Raw genomic sequence first — 16,126 nt, 5'->3', positions numbered from 1 at the left:
GCCTCGACGACCCAGGCGCCGCGTGCGTCCACAGTGGAGTGAACCGCGACGGGAGAGATCCCGAGCGCACGGCAGGTGCGGATCACCCGCCGCGCGATCTCGCCCCGGTTCGCGACCAGCAGCCGGGAGATCACCGGAACACCCCGTAGCCGCGGGTGCCCTGCCAGGACGAGGAGTGCACGGCCGACAGGCACAGCCCGAGCACGGTCCTGGTGTCCCGCGGGTCGATCACGCCGTCGTCGTAGAGTCGTCCGGACATCGCGAACGCGACCGACTGCGCCTCGATCTGCTCCTCGACGGCGCGCCGCATCGCCTCGTCGCCGGCCTCGTCGTAGTCCTGCCCCCGCGCGGCCGCCGCCTGCCGGGCCACGATCGAGAGCACTCCGGCCAGCTGCGCCGGACCCATCACCGCCGAGCGCGCGCCCGGCCAGCTGAACAGGAACCGCGGGTCGTACGCCCGCCCGCACATCCCGTAGTTCCCGGCCCCGTACGACGCGCCCATGACCACGGTCAGGTGCGGCACCCGCGAGTTCGACACCGCATTGATCATCAACGCACCGTCCCGGATGATCCCGGCCTGCTCGTACTCGGTGCCGACCATGTAGCCGGTCGTGTTCTGCAGGAACACCAGCGGCGTGTCGGTCTGGTTGGCCAGCTGGATGAACTCCTGCGCCTTCTGCGACTCCGCGCCGAACAGCACCCCGCGCACGTTGGCGAGGATCCCGACCGGGTAGCCGTGGATCGACGCCCAGCCGGTCAGCAGCGACGACCCGTACGCCGGCTTGTGCTCGTCGAACCGGGAGCCGTCCACCACCCTGGCCAGCACGTCCCGCGGGTCGAACGGCAGCCGAGTGTCGCCGCCGGCGATCCCGAGCAGCTCCTCCGGGTCGTACAGCGGCTCGTCCGGCGGTTCGCTGGGGCCTGGACCGGCCTTGCGCCAGTTGAGCCGGGCGACGATCCGCCGGCCGATCCTCAGCGCGTCCCGCTCGTCGGTGGCGAGGTGGTCGGCGAGACCCGAGACCCGCGCGTGCATCTCCGCGCCACCGAGCGACTCGTCGTCGGCGTCCTCGCCGGTGGCCATCTTCACCAGCGGCGGACCGCCGAGGAACACCTTCGCGCGCTCCTTGACCATCACGACGTAATCGGACATGCCAGGCAGGTAGGCGCCACCGGCGGTCGAGTTGCCGAACACCAGGGCGACGGTCGGGATGCCCGCGGCCGAGGCCCGGGTCAGATCCCGGAAGGTGCGGCCGCCGGGGATGAAGATGTCCTTCTGCGTCGGCAGGTCGGCGCCGCCGGACTCGACGAGGTTGATCGTGGGCAGCCGGTTCTGCGCGGCGATGTCGGCGGCGCGGAAGCCCTTCTTCATGCCCCACGGGTTGATCGCGCCGCCTTTGACCGTCGGGTCATTGGCGTTGATCATGCACTCGACGCCCTCGACGACCCCGATGCCGGTGACCAGGCTGGCGCCGACCGGGAAGTCGGAGCCCCAAGCAGCGAGCGGTGACAACTCAAGGAACGGGGAGTCCGGGTCGAGCAGCATCTCGACCCGTTCGCGGGCCAGCATCTTGCCGCGCTTGTGGTGCCGGGCCGTGTACTTCTCCCCGCCGCCCGCCACCGCTTTGGCGTGCTCGGTGTCGAGTTCGGCGAGCTTGGTCAGCATGGCTTCGCGGTTGGCCTGGAAGTCGGTGCTCGCGCTGTCCACTGAGGAGCGCAGGGTGGTCATGAGGTGTATCCCAATCGCTTCGCGGCCAGGCCGGTCATGATCTCGTTGGTGCCGCCGCCGATGCCGAGGATGCGCATGTCGCGGTAGTGCCGTTCCACTTCGGACTCCCGCATGTAGCCGAGGCCGCCGAAGAGCTGCACCGCCTGGTGCGCCACCCATTCGCCGGTCTCGACGGCGGTGTTCTTGGCGAAGCACACCTGGGCGATGACGTCCTCGCCCGCGAGGTGACGGGCGGCGACGTCGCGGGTGTAGACTCGGGCGACGTCGATCTTGCGGGCCATCTCGGTGACCGTGGTCTGCACGGACTGCCGGGAGATCAGCGGGCGACCGAAGGTCTCCCGCATCCGGCACCACTCAAGGGTCAGGTCCAGCGCCCGCTGCGCCGCCGCGTACGCCTGTACCGCCAGGGTCAGACGTTCGGCGACGAAGTTCTGCGCGATCTGGATGAAGCCGGTGTTCTCCTTGCCGACCAGGTTCGCCACCGGCACCCGGCAGTCCACGAAGGACAGTTCGGCGGTGTCCGAGCACAGCCAGCCCATCTTCTCCAGCCGCCTGCTGACGGTGAAGCCGGGCGTGTCCTTCTCGATGACCAGCAGCGAGATGCCGTGCGCGCCCGCGTCGCCGGTCCGCACGGCGGTGGTGACGAAGTCGGCGCGCACGCCGGAGGTGATGAACGTCTTGGCGCCGTTGACGACGAAGTCGTCGCCGTCGCGCTTGGCGGTGGTGCGCAGGCCGGCGACATCGGAGCCGCCGTCCGGCTCGGTGATCGCCAGGGAGCCGATCAACTCCCCGGCCAAGGTCGGCCGCACCCACTTGTCGATGTGCCGTGGGTCGCCCGCGAAAGCGATGTGCGGGACGGCGATGCCACAGGTCAGCAGCGCGGCGATGAGTCCTCCCGACGCGCCCGCGTAGTGCATCTCCTCCACGACGACCATCGCGTCGATGACGTCGCCACCACCGCCGCCGACGGCCTCGGGGAACGCGACGCCGAGCAGGCCGAGGTCGGCCGCCGCGCGGTGCAGCGAGCGGGGAACCTCGCCGTCACGCTCCCAGGAGTCCAGGTGGGTCAGCACTTCGGTCTCCATGAACCGGCGCACAGTGGCGCGAAGTTCGCGGCGTTCCGGGGTGTCGAACGGGTTCACAGGAAGACCTCCGGGACGTCGAGATGCCGTGAGCGCAGCCATTCGCCGAACGCCTTGGCCTGCGGGTCGAACCGGGTGGCCGCGGCGACGCCTTGGCCGAGCAGGCCGTGCACGACGAAGTTGACCGCGGCGAGGTTCGGGTAGAGGTGCCGCTCGATGTCGAGGTCCGCGGTATCCGGCAGCAGTGACCGCAGCCGGTCCACGGTCAGCGTGCCCACCAGCCAGTCGAACGCCTCCGGCCGTCGCACCCACAGTCCCAGGTTGGCGTCACCGCCCTTGTCCCCGGACCGCGCGCCGATGACGGAACCGAGCGGAACCCGCCGCGTGGGGCCGAAATCGGTGCCCGGGTCCGTCCAGTCGACAGAGCGGGCCTCCACCGCCGCGCCCTGAGTCCACTTCAGCACGCGCTTCTCGCCACTGGGCAGGACAGCGGTGTGCTCGACCTCTTCCGGCGAGACATACTCCGGCCGGTACACCCCGATCGGCGTGCCGTCGGCGGGCGGAGCCGTCAACGTGAAGCCAGGATAGGAGGCCAACGCGAGTTCGACGGTTGCCCGGGAGAAGGCTTTGGCCCGAGCCGGGTCCGGCGTCTTCACCATGACGTGCAGCAGTGCGCTGGCCGCTTCCTCGGTGTCGGCGTCGGGATGGTCGGTGCGCGCCAGCGTCCAGGTGAGGCCGTCGGCCCCGATCAGCGATTCCAGCTGCCGCCGCACCAGTGCGGCCTTCGCGTCCACGTCAAGTCCACAAAGGACGAACGTGGCGCTGTTGCGGAAGCCGTCGAGGGTGTTGACGCACACCTTCACCGTCTCCGGCGGCGGCCCGCCGCGCACCCCGCTGATCCGCACCCGGTCGGGACCATCCGAAGTCAGCGAGATCGTGTCGAACCTGGTGGTCACGTCCGGGCCCAGGTAGTCGACGCCCTGGATCTCGTAGAGCAGCTGCGCCGTCACGGTTTCCACGGTCACCGCACCGCCGGTCCCGGTGTGCTTGGTGATGACCGAGGATCCGTCGGCCGAGATCTCGGCGATCGGGAAGCCCGCGTGGCCGAGGTCGGCGACCTCGGTGAAGAAGGAGTAGTTCCCGCCCGTCGCCTGCGCGCCGCACTCGATGACGTGCCCGGCGACCGTGGCTCCGGCGAGGGCGTCGAAGTCGTCGCGCGCCCAGCCGAAGTGCGCGGCGGCCGGTCCCACCACCAGGGAGGCGTCGGTGACCCGCCCGGTCACCACGATGTCGGCGCCCGCGCGAAGACACTCCGCGATGCCCCACGCGCCAAGGTAGGCGTTCGCGGTCAGCGCCCCCGCCCGCGGAAGGAGGTCGTCGCCCTCGACATGGGCGACGGACACCTCGATGCCGAGCTTGTCCGACAGCGCCCGAACCGCGTGGGCGAGGCCCGCCGGGTTCAGCCCCCCCGCGTTGCTGACGATCTTGACCCCGCGCTCCACGGCCAGCCCGAGACAGTCCTCAAGCTGCCGGACGAACGTCTTCGCGTAGCCGCCGGTCGGGTCCTTCATCCGCTGGCGGCCCAGGATGAGCATGGTCAGCTCAGCCAGGTAGTCGCCGGTCAGGACGTCGAGGTCGCCGCCGGTCAGCATCTCGCGCATCGCCGAGAGTCGGTCGCCGTAGAAGCCGGACGCGTTGCCGATGCGGATCACGCCTTCGCCCTCCCGGCCCCCGGCGCCCCCGCGAACGCCTGCGCGATGTCGAGCCACTCGTCGGCCTGCGCGCCGTAGGCGACCAGCGCGGTGTCGTCGCGGTGCACCCGCTGGGTGACGAGACGGCAGAAGTCGACGGCCGGTCCGGTGACCCGTTGGGCGGCGTCCTCAGGACCCCACGTCCACAAGGTCATATCCGGGGCGAGCAGCTCCACGCGGAACGGCTCCGCCGGCGGGGTGCGCCCGTTGAGCTGGAAGGCGAAGTCGCGGGTGCGCACCCCGAGGTGGGCGACGTGCTTGATCCGGGGACTCGGCTCCCGCTTGATCCCGAGCGCGTCGGCGACATCGCACGAGTGCGCCCAGGTCTCCATGATCCGCGCGGTCGCCATGGACGCGGCGCTCATCGGCGGCCCGTACCAGGGCAGTTTCGTCCCCGCGGGCACCTGCGCGAGGGCGGAGTTGAGGGCGTCGCGCAGCTCGCGCCAGCGGGCCAGCAGCTTCGCGGGCGGCTGGGCGGCGCCCTCGGCGGCCCCATCGTCGACGAAGTGGGCGACGTTGCCCCCGCTCAGCGCGGCGGCGAACTCGGTTTGAAAAGCGTCGGGGTCGGTGACCGCGAGCAGCGAGCGCTCATCGGTCCAGGCCAGGTGGGCGACCTGGTGGGCGACCGTCCAGCCCGCCGCGGGCGTCGGCGTGGCCCACTCGTCGTCGGACAGCGGCTCGACCCAGGAGTCGAGTTCGGCGCCTTCGGCCCGCAGGTCAGCGAGCAGCGCGGTCGGATCGATCACATGCTTACCGTCGCACGACTGGCGAGCCAAATCAAGCATGCGTGCTTGATTTTATTCTCAACCAGTCCCCAGAGAACGACGAATGACCCCCTGACCAGTGCCTTTGGTCAGGAGGCCATTCCAGCTCGACGTCGTTTCACGATCGGGTGATCCCTGCTCGATCACCCGATCGAGGTCCGGCCGAGCCGTGGTTTCTCACCCCACAGCGTCGGTGTCGGTGGCGAACCTCCTCTCATCCAGTCGCTTTGCCGCCGTCGGGTTTGGCGGCGAACCAGGTTCCGCCGACGCCCTGGCCCTTGATGTCACAAGGGACCTTGTCGTCGGCGAACAGATAGAGCGGCCGGCCCCCGACCGTGAGCTGACGGGACCCGTCGCCGCGCTCGACCGTGCCCAGCACGGACGGGTCGGCGCCGTCGAGCTTCGGCAAGGCGCCCTCGGGGACCAGCACGGGCGGCCACTTCGCGGCGCAGTCGCCTGCACAGTTGGACTTCGGCGGGTTCGGCGTGTCCTTGTCGAACCGGTACAGCGTCATCCCCGCCGCGTCGGTGAGGATCTGACCGAGCGGCGCCACCGACATCACCTTCACCTCAAGGGACCCGGCTTCGGGCGCGATGGCCTTCTTGCCCGCGGCCGTGAAGCCGAACCACGTCCCACCGACGCCCTGCCCCTTGACGTCGCCGGGTTCGGTGTCCTGGGCGTAGGTGTAGGCGGGCCACCCGCTGATGCTCAGCTGCCGCGTGCCATCCGCGCGCTTCAGGCTCGACACCAACGCCTTGTCCACACCCTCGACGGCGAACTCCGCACCCTCCGGAACCAGCACCGGCGGCCACTTCGCCGCGCACTCACCGTCGCAAGTGGACTTGGGTGGTTTTGCGGTGTCCTTGTCGAACCGGTAGAGCGTTTTCCCATCGCCGGTGGTGATGATCGACCCCAGGTCGGGGACGGTGGCGACGGCGAGTGTCGCGGGCGCGGCGCCCGTGTCCGGATAAGCATCCGACTTGACCACGGCGACCTCGCTCGGAATCGTTTCGGTGGATTCGCCGCCGCACGCGGTCGCGGCGATGCCGATGGGCACCAGCGCCACGGCGAGGGCAAAGTTCCGAATTCGCGTCATTGGCTCTCCCATTTCCGTATCGGCTTTCCCAGGGGAATACGTGACGACCGCCGATCCGGTTCTACTTTTCTGGCGCCTTGAGCGTGGTGATGACTTTTCCGGTGGAAACGCGGCGAACCTCGACCCGGTCGATCTGGGCCACCGGATACGGCGTCGTGCCGGACACCACAATCCGCTCGCCCTTCCTCGGCGGGTCGAACACGGCGATTTCCGTGGTCTCCCCGCCGCGGGACACGACGACGGCCGAGCACGGGGTCGAGCCGGTGATGCCACCGAGGTCGAGGGCGATCCGGCTGCCCTCCGGCGTGGTCTCCACCCAGGCGTGCGACGTCGACGATTCGAGGGACCCGCTCACGCCGCCCGGTTCCTCGGCGACGGGATCGAGCCGGGTCAGCGCCGACGGCGACTCCGCGGCCTGCCCGGCGGGCGGGTCGGCGCCTTCCCAGCCGAGGAACCCGATCGCGGTCACCGCCCCCGAGAGGAACACCAGCACCGCGGCCGCGGTCGCCGCGCCCCAGTGCCGGCCCCGCCGCCGCTCGACCTTCGATGGCAGGCCGTAGAGCACAGCTCCCCGCGCGGGCGCGTCCGGCCAGGTCTCGGCGACCGTGTCCAGCAACTCCGGCAACTCCTGCAGTTCGAAGAGCTCCACCTGGCAGTTCTCGCAGCCCGCGAGGTGGCCTTCGAACGCCTCCGTGCCGCGGGCGTCGAGCGTCCCGAGGGCGTAGGCCGCCACGTCGAAGTGCGAAGCCATGCCGCTCACCCCCGCGCCCGAAGCGCGCGCCGCAGTGCGCGCATCGCGTGGTAGGTCCGGGACTTGACCGTGCCCGGCGGGATGCCCAGCAGGACCGCGGCCTCGTCGACCGTGTGGCCCTTCAGGTAGGTCTCGACGATCGCCTCGCGCTGGTCGGCGGAGATCCGGCGCAGCGCGTCGTGCACGACGATCGCGTCGACCGTGCTGTCGGCCTTGTCGGAGACGCCGACGCGGTCCTCGGCGATGTCGGTGCCGCGGATCTCGATGGGCCGGACCTGCCGCCCGCGGTGGGTGTCGATCACGATCCGGCGGGCGACGACGAACAGCCAGCCGCGCAGCATCTCGGGTCGCCGATCAAGTTTGTCGGCGTGTTTCCAGGCCCGGATGAAAGTCTCCTGGACGACGTCCTCGGTCCATTGGCGGTCGTATTTCGTCAAACCGAGAACATGGGCGTTGAGCTGGTTCGCGAATTGACGATAAAGCTGCCGCACCCACTCGTCCTTCGGGTCGTCAGGCACGACCGCCACCGGTCTGACTGCCCGCGTATGGCGACCCACTCGGGGGAGCATGGCCGACTGCCGTGATTCTGTCCATTCAGCACGCTCGGTCACGGAAACCCTCATTGTCCGGTCATTATTCCGTTTGGTCCATCGAATGAGTGCCGACTGGCGTAGTGCCGCTCGATGAGGACGCGGGCGGGGATCCCGTCGCGGGGCGGGCGCGCGTGCGGCCTGCGGCTCGCGGCGGGCACGGGAAGCAGCCGGTCCAGCGTCGCCGACCAGTCGAGCATCGCGTGCGGGCGGTCCCAGGTGGCGACCGCGACCAGGTTCCCGGCCCGGACGAACCCGGTGACCCCGGCGTCGAGCGGGACGGTGTCCGTGGCCAGCGCGGGCATCCCGACGTGCTGCACCCGCACGTCGAACTGGCTGGTCCAGGCCCTGGGCAACGGGGTGAACGGCTTGGCCGCCCACTTGCCCGCGAGCAGGTTCTCCGCCGCCGCCCGGCCGCCCTCGACCGCGGTGATCCAGTGTTCGACCCGCCTGGGCACCGGGTCGAACCGCAGGTTCGGCCACCGGGCGATGTCCCCGGCGGCGACGACGTCGTCGGCCCCGGCGGCGAACAGCGTCGGCTCGCAGAACACCCCGTCGTCCACCCGCAGACCCGAACCGCGCAGCCACTCCACCGACGGCGTGCTGCCGACGGCCAGGACCACGCACGCGGCGAACACGACATCGCCGTTGTCCAGGTGCAGCCCGACGCCGTCACGCCCGGTGTCCCACTTCCTGATCCGGGCGTTGCTCCGGGTGTCGACCCGGTGTTCGGCATGCAGTTCGCCCGCCGCGTCGGCGATCGCGTCGCCGAAGCGGTGCAGCAGCTTCGCCGAGTTGTTGACGACCATGACCTCGCGCCCCATCGCCCGCATGCTCGCGGCGAACTCGCAGCCGATGAACCCGCCGCCGACGACCACGGCCGGCAGCCTGCTCGACCGCAGCGCCGCCCGGACGCACTCGGCGTCCTCGACCGTGCGCAGCACCCGCACCCGCGGGTCGTGCCGGGGCGCGTCGGGCAGCGACCGCGGGTATCCGCCGGTGGCGAGGATCAGGCCGTCGTAGCCGACCTCCTCGCCACCGGGCAGCAGGACCGCGTGCCGGGCGGTGTCGAGCCCGATCGCGCGGGTGCCCAGCCGCCAGCCGACGTCGAGGTCCACGCAGGCCTCCAGCGTGACATCGCGGGCCTTGAGGGTGCCGCGCAGCAACTGCTTGCACACCGCGGGTCGGTGGTACGGCTTGCGCGGCTCGTCGCCGATCACCACGACCTCGCCGTCGAAACCCAGCTGCCGCAGCCGTTCCGCGGCCCGGAAGCCCGCGGCGCCCGCGCCGACGACGACGATCCGCTCCACGCTCACCGGGCACTCTCCCGCAGCCGGATCGCCTGCATGGGGCAGTTCCGCGCGGCGGCGGCGACTGCGGTCTCGTCGGCCGGGTCGATCCGCCTGCCGTGCCGGAGCCGGTTGTCGCTGAGCCGGAACACCTCGGGCGCCTCGGCGACGCAGATCCCGTACAGCTCGCACCGGTCGTTGTCGACGCGCACCACCGTGGCACGTCCGCGTCCGCGTCTCATACCTTCTCCGTCTCCACTCCGAGTCGTTCGAGCGTGTGCGCGGGCAAGGCGCGCAGCACCGTCAAGGTCACGGCCGGGACGAGCAGGGTGATCCCGCCCAGCCAGAGCACCGAGAGATGGCCGTTGGCCAGGGCGCCCAGCAGGGAATGCAGTGCGCCCAAGGGAATCGCGAGGTACGCCGTGCGGTGCAGCCACGCCCATCGGCGGTAGGCGGTCCACCCGCGCAGACACGCGCTGAGCGCGATGGCGACCATCAGGTACAGCGACACCACACCGAGCCCGTGCCGGACGTTGGGGACGAGCAAGTAGTCAAACGGCATCGGTCCGCTTGGCAGCAACCGGAAGCACACCGCGTGCACCACCGCGAACACGATGGTCAGCGTCGCCAGGGACAGGTGTGCCCGGCGCATCGCCTTGCGGCTGACCGCGTGCCGACCCCACCCCGTGTAGGTCATCACGCCCAGGCAAAGGGTCAGACACATGAGCCCGTAGGCGAAGCGCGCGCTTACCGCCGCGACCGCCCGCACGCCGGGTTCCCCGGCCGCCTGGGCGAGCAGGTCAGCAGGTGCGGCCACTGTTGACGCACCTCACCACGTCACCCATCTGCGTGCGGTTCATCAGCAGGTGGACGAAGCCGTGGTCGGAGTCCGGCCGGTGGTTCTCCTGCGGGAACCCGTCGAGCGCGAACCCTTGGGCCACAGTGGCTTTCGCCGGGACCGCGTACTCGACGGTCATGTCCAGCTGCGGGATCGCGACCGTGTTGCGCGGGCACCGGCCCGAGGTGTCGGGGAAGCGGACGTGGTCGCGGTGGTTGGCGCTGTCGAGGCTGCGGCCGTCCCAGCAGCTCGGGTACTCCAGCAGCCGCACCACGCCGCGACCGCGCGGGCAGACCGGGTACTTGGCCGTGGTCCGGTCCTCGAATCCCCTGCACGTCCAGCTGACCCGGACGTTCGCCGGACCGTTCTCCCCCGGTTTGGCGTCGCCGGTGGTCATCCGCAGCCCCTGCGGCGCGGCCACGACCTGCTGGAACCGGTTGCCGCGGAACAACAGTGTGACCTTCCCGTCGAGGATCGCGCCGAGGTTGCCGTCCTTGCCACCGCCGGGCCGGCCTGCGTCGTCGCCGTCGCGGGTCAGGTCGCGCAGGACCGGCCACAGGTACGACGACTTGTCGCCGGTCACGCAGGTGGTCCCGCCGCGCAGCAGGGACCGGTCGGTGGAGCGGCCGTTGGTGGTGAGGTTCCCGACGTGGTCGTGCTGGTGCTGGGCGGCGTTCACCACGCCCGGCGCGGCGATGTGGTTGTCGGAGTTGCGGTGTTTCTCCTTGTTGTCGCCGCACTTGTTGACGAACGACCCCGGCGACGCCCGCCGCTCGATCCGGACCTTGTTCGGCCGGACCTTCGTGATGTCGACGTAGAACGCCTTCTGCGGGGCCGTGCCGGTGCCGGGCCCGCCGCCGTGGGCTCGGGCGATGCCGATGCCCGACGCCGAACCGCCGACGACGAGCGCGGCGACCGCGAGTGCCGTCCAGTGCTTGACCTTCATGTCCTGGTTCCTTCCATCTCGTTGACTGCGAACGATCCGACCGAGGGCGGTGCCGCCTTCCCGCGTGAGCGGCGCAGCCACGCGATGAGCAGCACCACCAGCGCGGACTCGGCGAACACGAGCAGCCCGGCCAGCGCGAACGCCCGGGCGTCGGCCCGCAGCTCGGTGTCGAAGGAGGCGCCCGCGAGCGGCTCGGCGATCGTGGTGAAATCCACCAACCCGGTCTTCTCCAACAGGTTCTGGTGCCGCAGCACGGCTTGGTTCGCGATGGACGCGAGGTCGCGGACCTCGGTGTTGCGGCTGCCCCCGCGCACTTGGGCGATGGTCACCAGGACCGAGCCGTGGGCTTGGCGCAGCCGGTTGGCGAAGATCTGGTCGAACTCCTCGGGACTTCCCGCCGCGCGCATCTCCGCCAGCCAGCCCTGCTGCAGGTCGTTGGGCTGGTCGGGCAGCGGGACCCGCAGTTTCGCCGCGGACTGCCGGACGGCGACGTCGAGCTGCCCGTGGTCGACCATGAGCGTCATCCCGAGCGCCTGGATCTTCGGGTTCCGTGAGACCTCGCGGGCCAGTTCACCAGCGGGTCCTTCCCAAAGGCCCGCTCGGCGCGCGGCACGCAGCAGCTCCACGTCGGCTGCGCCGAGCGGACCCCATTCGGTCGGTCGCGGCTCGGGATTCCGCGACTCGACGAGGACTGTGGGCACCAACCCCACCGCCACCACCGCGAGGAGCAGCACGGCGGCGACCGCGGCGAGGACGCGGCGGGGCCCGAGCAGGTCAGGGATTGACCGCACTGGACCCCTCCAGCACCGTGGTGATCTCGGCTTTGCCGCCGGTGGCGCCCACGACGAACCAGTCGGCGTCGCGGCCGGTCATCTCGCCGGGCATCGAGTCACCGGCGAAGGTGTAGAGCGGCCTGCCCGCCAGCGTGGCCTGCTTCACGCCGCCCGGGCGGTCGACGGAGCCGACCATGGACTGGTCGAGACCGGTGATCTTGAAGTCTTCGGTGAACGGCACCGGCCGCCAGGTCTCGGCGCACTTGCCCGTGCACGCTGACCTGGCCGGACTGGTCTTGTCCTGCACGAATCCGTAAACGGTGCGCCCGCTGCCGTCCACGACGATGGGCCCGCTGTTGAAGCCGCGCACCAGTTGCAGTCCGGCCGGGCGCGGCTGTGCCGCCACGAGTTCCACGTGGTGTCCCCGGCGTTGCTCGGGAGTGGCTTCCTCGCCGCCGTGGCATCCGGCCAAGGCGAACGCCAGGCCTGCCACCATGACCGCCGACCGCTTCATTCGAACCTCCGCGCTGACGTCTTGGGTCTGTGCAAGGAGGTACGAGGAGAAAGTTCGCACGGTTTAAACAAAATTGAGCGCCCCCGCGAGAAATCGCGGGGGCGCTCACCAGGTGGTCCCGGCGCATCCGACCGCCACCTAAAGGGGACCGGGACGACAGCCGACCACGGTTACCCACCACACCACACCATCGCCCGGCAGGTGACCACCCTAAAAATTCCGGGGAGGCGGACTGGTGAACAGCAACCGGTTGGGGGTGCGGGGACTGGTGTTCTGGATGCGGTTCCTGGTCGCGGCCCGCACCAGTTCGCGCTGGACCCGCGCGGGCGAGGCCTGCGGGTCGGCGGCCAGGACCAGCGCCGCCGCGCCCGTGACGTGCGGTGTCGCCATCGACGTGCCGCTCAGTGTCGCGGTTTCGCCGTCGAGGAACGACGAGACGATGTCGACACCGGGTGCGTAGAGGTCCACGGCGGGACCGAAGTTGGAGAACTCGGCCTGGTTGTCGTCGGCGTCGGACGCGGCCACGGTGATCGCCTCGGCCACCCGGGCGGGCGAGGTCTCCCCCGCGTCCTCGGCTTCGTTTCCGGCGGCGACGGCGAAGGTGACACCGGCTCGGATGGCTCCGCGGACGGCTTCGTCGAGGGCGTCGTCCCGGGGGCCGCCGAGGCTCATGTTCGCCACCGACGGGCCGACGAGGTTGTTCACCATCCACTCGATCCCGGCGATCACCCCGGCCGTGCTGCCGTCGCCGTCCTCGTCGAGCACGCGCACCGGCACGATCTTGATCCCCTTGGCGACGCCGAACTCGCGGCCGCCGATCGTGCCCGCGACATGGGTTCCGTGGCCGTTGAGGTCGTCGGGGTCGCCGTCGCCGTCGATGGCGTCGAAGCCGCCGACGACGCGCCCGCCGAAGGTCTCGTGGTCGGCGTCGACCCCGGTGTCGATCACGAACGCGGTGACGTCCTCGGCGAGGGAATCGACGGTGAAGTCGTAGTCGAGGGGAAGATCGCGCTGGTCGATCCGGTCAAGCCCGGAGGATGGCGGCGCCTGGCTGATCTTGACCCGCTGGTTGGCCTGGACGTACGCGACCGACTTGTCCGCGGCGAGGCGGCGCGCCTCGCGGTCGGACATCGTTGCCACGTAACCGTTCACGGCCGCGTCGAACGTCCGCTCGGTCCGGCCGCCGTACCGCGAGGTGAGGGCGCTCGCGGTCAGGGTCTTCTGCCTGTCCTTGAGGACGACGATATAGCTGTCCTTGATCGAGTCGGGGCTGTCGGCGAGCCGCACGACTCCTTCTTGGGCCTGCGCGGGCATGGACACCGCGACGATGGCGAAGACGGCGGCGGCGGTCAGCCCGATGCCGCTGAGAACGCGCGTGGTTCTCCGGCGCTTCCTGTTCATCAAACGTGGTCCTCCGGTCCGAATGACTCGGGCGCAGGTGTCCACACAGGACAGAGCCGAGAGAGATCAGCCGAAGGCACATCGGCTGGATGCCGACGATAGGCCGTGGCGCCGAGCGGAGTCAACGCCGCGGGCGGAAGTTAAGAGTTAGCGAGCGTTCACCATTGTGCTCTCTCACGCACCAGCCGCATGGTTGGCGAGGATTCCACCCTGCATTGTGAGATCTGGGAGCACACAGTGAAAACCCTCGTCAAGGCCATCCCGGTGGTGTGTCTGCTGGGACTTGGCCTGCTCGCGCCCCTCGCCGGGGCGCAGGAGCAACAACCGACCGGAGAGATCCTCCACCGCGGCGGAGCCGACCCGGTCCCCGGCCGCTACATCGTGGCGCTGCGCGCCGACACGGCCTCCCTGCGGTCGTCCGGAGTGCACGCCGCGGCCGGTGAGCTGCTCGCCCGCTACGGCGGCGAACGCAAGCACGTCTTCGAGAACGTCTTCCCCGGCTACTCGGTGGTGATGCCCGAGCGGGCCGCGGAGAGGCTGGCCGCCGACCCCGCCGTCGCCTACGTCGCCCAGACCCATCTGGTGCGCCAGACGGCGGACACGCAGCCGAACCCGCCGTCCTGGGGCATCGACCGGTCCGACCAGAAGGCCCTGCCGCTGGACAAGTCCTACACCTACCCGAACAAGGGCGAGGGCGTGCACGCCTACGTCCTCGACAGCGGCATCCGGCTGACCCACCAGGACCTCGCCGGGCGCACGGTCAACGACCCGGACTTCAGCGGCGAGACCGACAACACCTCCGACGAGTGCACGACGAACGGCCACGGCACCCATGTCGCGGGCACCATCGGCGGCACGCAGTACGGCCTGGCCAAGGCGGTGACCCTGCACGCCGTGCAGACCGTCGGCTGCGGCGGCTCGGCGCCCGACGACAACCTGGTCAAGGCGCTCGACTGGCTGGTGACCAACGCGAAGAAGCCCGCCGTGGCGAACCTGAGCCTGACCGCGGACACCCACCCGTACAAGCCGTTGCAGGACGCGGTGAAGCGGGTTGTGGCCAGCGGTGTCGTGGTCGCCATCGCGGCGGGAAACCACGGCGGCGACGCCTGCTCTTACACGCCGTCGGACACCATCGAGGGGTTGGTCGTCGGCGGCAGCGACAGTGACGACACGATCCGGGACGGCACCAACACCGGCAAGTGCATCGACCTGTTCGCCCCCGGCGGCAGCATCGTCTCGCTCAACAGCAACACCGACACCGGCACATCGACCCGCAGCGGGACGTCGATGGCGGCCCCGCACGGCGCGGGCGCGGCGGCGCTGTACCTGAGCGCGAGCCCGTCGGCCACGCCGCAGCAAGTCGAGGCTGGGCTGGTGGGCCTGGCCACCGACGGTGTGCTGACGCAGATCAAGGACTCGCCGAACAAGCTGCTCAACATCCGGGAGATCGGCGGTGGCGGTGACGCCCAGGCCCCGACCGTCCCGGCGAACCTCCGCTCGACGGGCGCGACCAGCACTTCGGTCTCCCTGGCCTGGGACGTGGCGACGGACAACGTCGGCGTGACCGGCTACGACGTGTACTCCGGCACCACCCTGGCGACCACCGTCACCGGGACCACGGCCACCGTCACCGGACTCACCCCCGACACCGGATACTCATTCACAGTCAAGGCAAAAGACGCGGCGGGCAACACCTCGGCGGCCAGTGACCCGGTCAAGGCGACCACCCAGCCGGGCGGTGGCGGCGACGACGAACCGCCGACCACCCCAGGCAACCCGCGCTCGACCGGCGTCACCGACACCTCGGTCAGCCTCGCCTGGGACGCCTCCGTCGACAACGTCGGCGTCACCGGCTACGACGTGTACAACGGCGCGACCGTGGCCGCGACCGCCACCGGCACCACGGCGACGGTCACCGGCCTGGCCGCGGACACCGAGCACGCGTTCACCATCGTGGCCAAGGACGCCGCCGGGAACACGTCGAAGCCGACGACCGCCGTCAAAGCCCGCACCACCGGCGGCAACAGCGGCCGGACGTTCACCAACGACGCGGACTTCGCGATCCGGGACTTCGAGCGCACGTTCAGCCCGATCACGGTCCCGCTGTCCGGGCAGGCCGCCCCGAAGGTGACGCTGTCGATCTCGATCAAGCACACCTGCGCCGAGGACCTCGGCATCTCCCTGATCGCTCCCGACGGGAAGGTCTACCCGGTCAAGTACAGCGGCTCCGGCAACTACCAGTGCACCCCGCTGACCACCGCGAAGACCTACACCGTCGCGTCCGTGGTGTCCCCGGCCGCGGGCAAGTGGCAGCTGCGGGTCACCGACTACGGCCCCGGCGACAGCGGCACTCTCGACTCCTGGTCGATCACCCTCTAGACGGAAAGGAACGACAATGAGACGTCTGGTCATCAAGGCCGGGCTCTGTGTCGCCGCCGTCGTGGCGACCCTGGTTCCGGCAGCGAGTTCGGCCTCGATGCCTGATCCACTCTGGACACCCGGAACGGCCTGTCGGTGACTTCACCGGCAGGCCGTTCCGCGTAGTCGACGGGAAACAGCTGCCCCGCGGGCGACAACGCCGTGTTCCAGCCGGTCAACGAAGCCA

At 70.4% G+C, this 16,126-nt stretch carries 16 protein-coding genes; 1 reads left to right on the top strand and 15 read right to left on the bottom strand.

Annotated features, from left to right (window positions below):
• The 15 genes from ACRDSQ_RS05395 to ACRDSQ_RS05325 form a co-directional block, all read right to left on the bottom strand.
• The coding region (locus ACRDSQ_RS05395) for a biotin carboxylase N-terminal domain-containing protein (RefSeq protein WP_431419321.1) at positions 1 to 134 on the bottom strand (134 nt) is incomplete at its 3' end.
• The gene (locus tag ACRDSQ_RS05390; protein ID WP_431419319.1) at positions 131 to 1,726 is read right to left on the bottom strand and encodes an acyl-CoA carboxylase subunit beta; all 1,596 of its coding nucleotides are present in this window, start codon (positions 1,724 to 1,726) and stop codon (positions 131 to 133) included. The genes ACRDSQ_RS05390 and ACRDSQ_RS05395, both read right to left, overlap by 4 nt.
• Positions 1,723 to 2,910 (bottom strand): acyl-CoA dehydrogenase family protein, encoded by a 1,188-nt coding sequence (locus tag ACRDSQ_RS05385; protein ID WP_431419317.1) that lies wholly within the window; start codon positions 2,908 to 2,910, stop codon positions 1,723 to 1,725. Before ACRDSQ_RS05385 ends, ACRDSQ_RS05390 begins: the two co-directional genes overlap by 4 nt.
• Positions 2,865 to 4,469, bottom strand: a complete 1,605-nt coding sequence (locus tag ACRDSQ_RS05380; protein ID WP_431419320.1) for an acyclic terpene utilization AtuA family protein — start codon at positions 4,467 to 4,469, stop codon at positions 2,865 to 2,867. The genes ACRDSQ_RS05385 and ACRDSQ_RS05380 overlap by 46 nt, the downstream gene beginning before the upstream one ends.
• A gap of 47 nt (positions 4,470 to 4,516) precedes the next feature.
• Positions 4,517 to 5,305: a TIGR03084 family metal-binding protein gene (locus ACRDSQ_RS05375; protein ID WP_431419315.1), complete on the bottom strand. Its 789-nt coding sequence runs from the start codon at positions 5,303 to 5,305 to the stop codon at positions 4,517 to 4,519.
• A gap of 232 nt (positions 5,306 to 5,537) precedes the next feature.
• Complete coding sequence (locus ACRDSQ_RS05370) at positions 5,538 to 6,419, bottom strand: hypothetical protein (protein WP_431419314.1); 882 nt, start codon at positions 6,417 to 6,419, stop codon at positions 5,538 to 5,540.
• 61 nt (positions 6,420 to 6,480) lie between these two features.
• The gene (locus tag ACRDSQ_RS05365) at positions 6,481 to 7,170 is read right to left on the bottom strand and encodes a zf-HC2 domain-containing protein (protein WP_431419313.1); all 690 of its coding nucleotides are present in this window, start codon (positions 7,168 to 7,170) and stop codon (positions 6,481 to 6,483) included.
• A gap of 5 nt (positions 7,171 to 7,175) precedes the next feature.
• On the bottom strand, positions 7,176 to 7,727 hold the full coding sequence (locus ACRDSQ_RS05360; RefSeq protein ID WP_431419311.1) for a sigma-70 family RNA polymerase sigma factor: 552 nt from the start codon (positions 7,725 to 7,727) through the stop codon (positions 7,176 to 7,178).
• 62 nt (positions 7,728 to 7,789) lie between these two features.
• Positions 7,790 to 9,076 (bottom strand): NAD(P)/FAD-dependent oxidoreductase, encoded by a 1,287-nt coding sequence (locus ACRDSQ_RS05355; protein WP_431419309.1) that lies wholly within the window; start codon positions 9,074 to 9,076, stop codon positions 7,790 to 7,792.
• Positions 9,073 to 9,291 (bottom strand): ferredoxin, encoded by a 219-nt coding sequence (locus ACRDSQ_RS05350; RefSeq protein ID WP_431419307.1) that lies wholly within the window; start codon positions 9,289 to 9,291, stop codon positions 9,073 to 9,075. The genes ACRDSQ_RS05355 and ACRDSQ_RS05350 overlap by 4 nt, the downstream gene beginning before the upstream one ends.
• A complete protein-coding gene (locus ACRDSQ_RS05345; RefSeq protein ID WP_431419305.1) occupies positions 9,288 to 9,866 on the bottom strand; it encodes a ferric reductase-like transmembrane domain-containing protein in 579 nt (192 codons plus the stop codon). Before ACRDSQ_RS05345 ends, ACRDSQ_RS05350 begins: the two co-directional genes overlap by 4 nt.
• Positions 9,850 to 10,833 (bottom strand): DUF1996 domain-containing protein, encoded by a 984-nt coding sequence (locus ACRDSQ_RS05340; RefSeq protein WP_431419303.1) that lies wholly within the window; start codon positions 10,831 to 10,833, stop codon positions 9,850 to 9,852. The genes ACRDSQ_RS05345 and ACRDSQ_RS05340 overlap by 17 nt, the downstream gene beginning before the upstream one ends.
• Positions 10,830 to 11,624, bottom strand: a complete 795-nt coding sequence (locus ACRDSQ_RS05335) for a DUF4142 domain-containing protein (protein WP_431419301.1) — start codon at positions 11,622 to 11,624, stop codon at positions 10,830 to 10,832. Before ACRDSQ_RS05335 ends, ACRDSQ_RS05340 begins: the two co-directional genes overlap by 4 nt.
• Complete coding sequence (locus tag ACRDSQ_RS05330) at positions 11,608 to 12,120, bottom strand: COG4315 family predicted lipoprotein (protein ID WP_431419300.1); 513 nt, start codon at positions 12,118 to 12,120, stop codon at positions 11,608 to 11,610. The genes ACRDSQ_RS05335 and ACRDSQ_RS05330 overlap by 17 nt, the downstream gene beginning before the upstream one ends.
• Positions 12,121 to 12,330: 210 nt before the next feature.
• Positions 12,331 to 13,521: a S8 family peptidase gene (locus ACRDSQ_RS05325; protein WP_431419298.1), complete on the bottom strand. Its 1,191-nt coding sequence runs from the start codon at positions 13,519 to 13,521 to the stop codon at positions 12,331 to 12,333.
• 237 nt (positions 13,522 to 13,758) lie between these two features.
• Between ACRDSQ_RS05325 and ACRDSQ_RS05320 the strand changes: the two genes are divergently transcribed.
• Complete coding sequence (locus ACRDSQ_RS05320) at positions 13,759 to 15,900, top strand: S8 family serine peptidase (RefSeq protein ID WP_431419297.1); 2,142 nt, start codon at positions 13,759 to 13,761, stop codon at positions 15,898 to 15,900.
• Positions 15,901 to 16,126 lie beyond the last annotated feature (226 nt).

The organism is Actinokineospora sp. (assembly GCF_050699995.1).
GTDB lineage: Bacteria > Actinomycetota > Actinomycetes > Mycobacteriales > Pseudonocardiaceae > Actinokineospora.
This window is presented reverse-complemented; position numbering and strand designations above follow the sequence as displayed.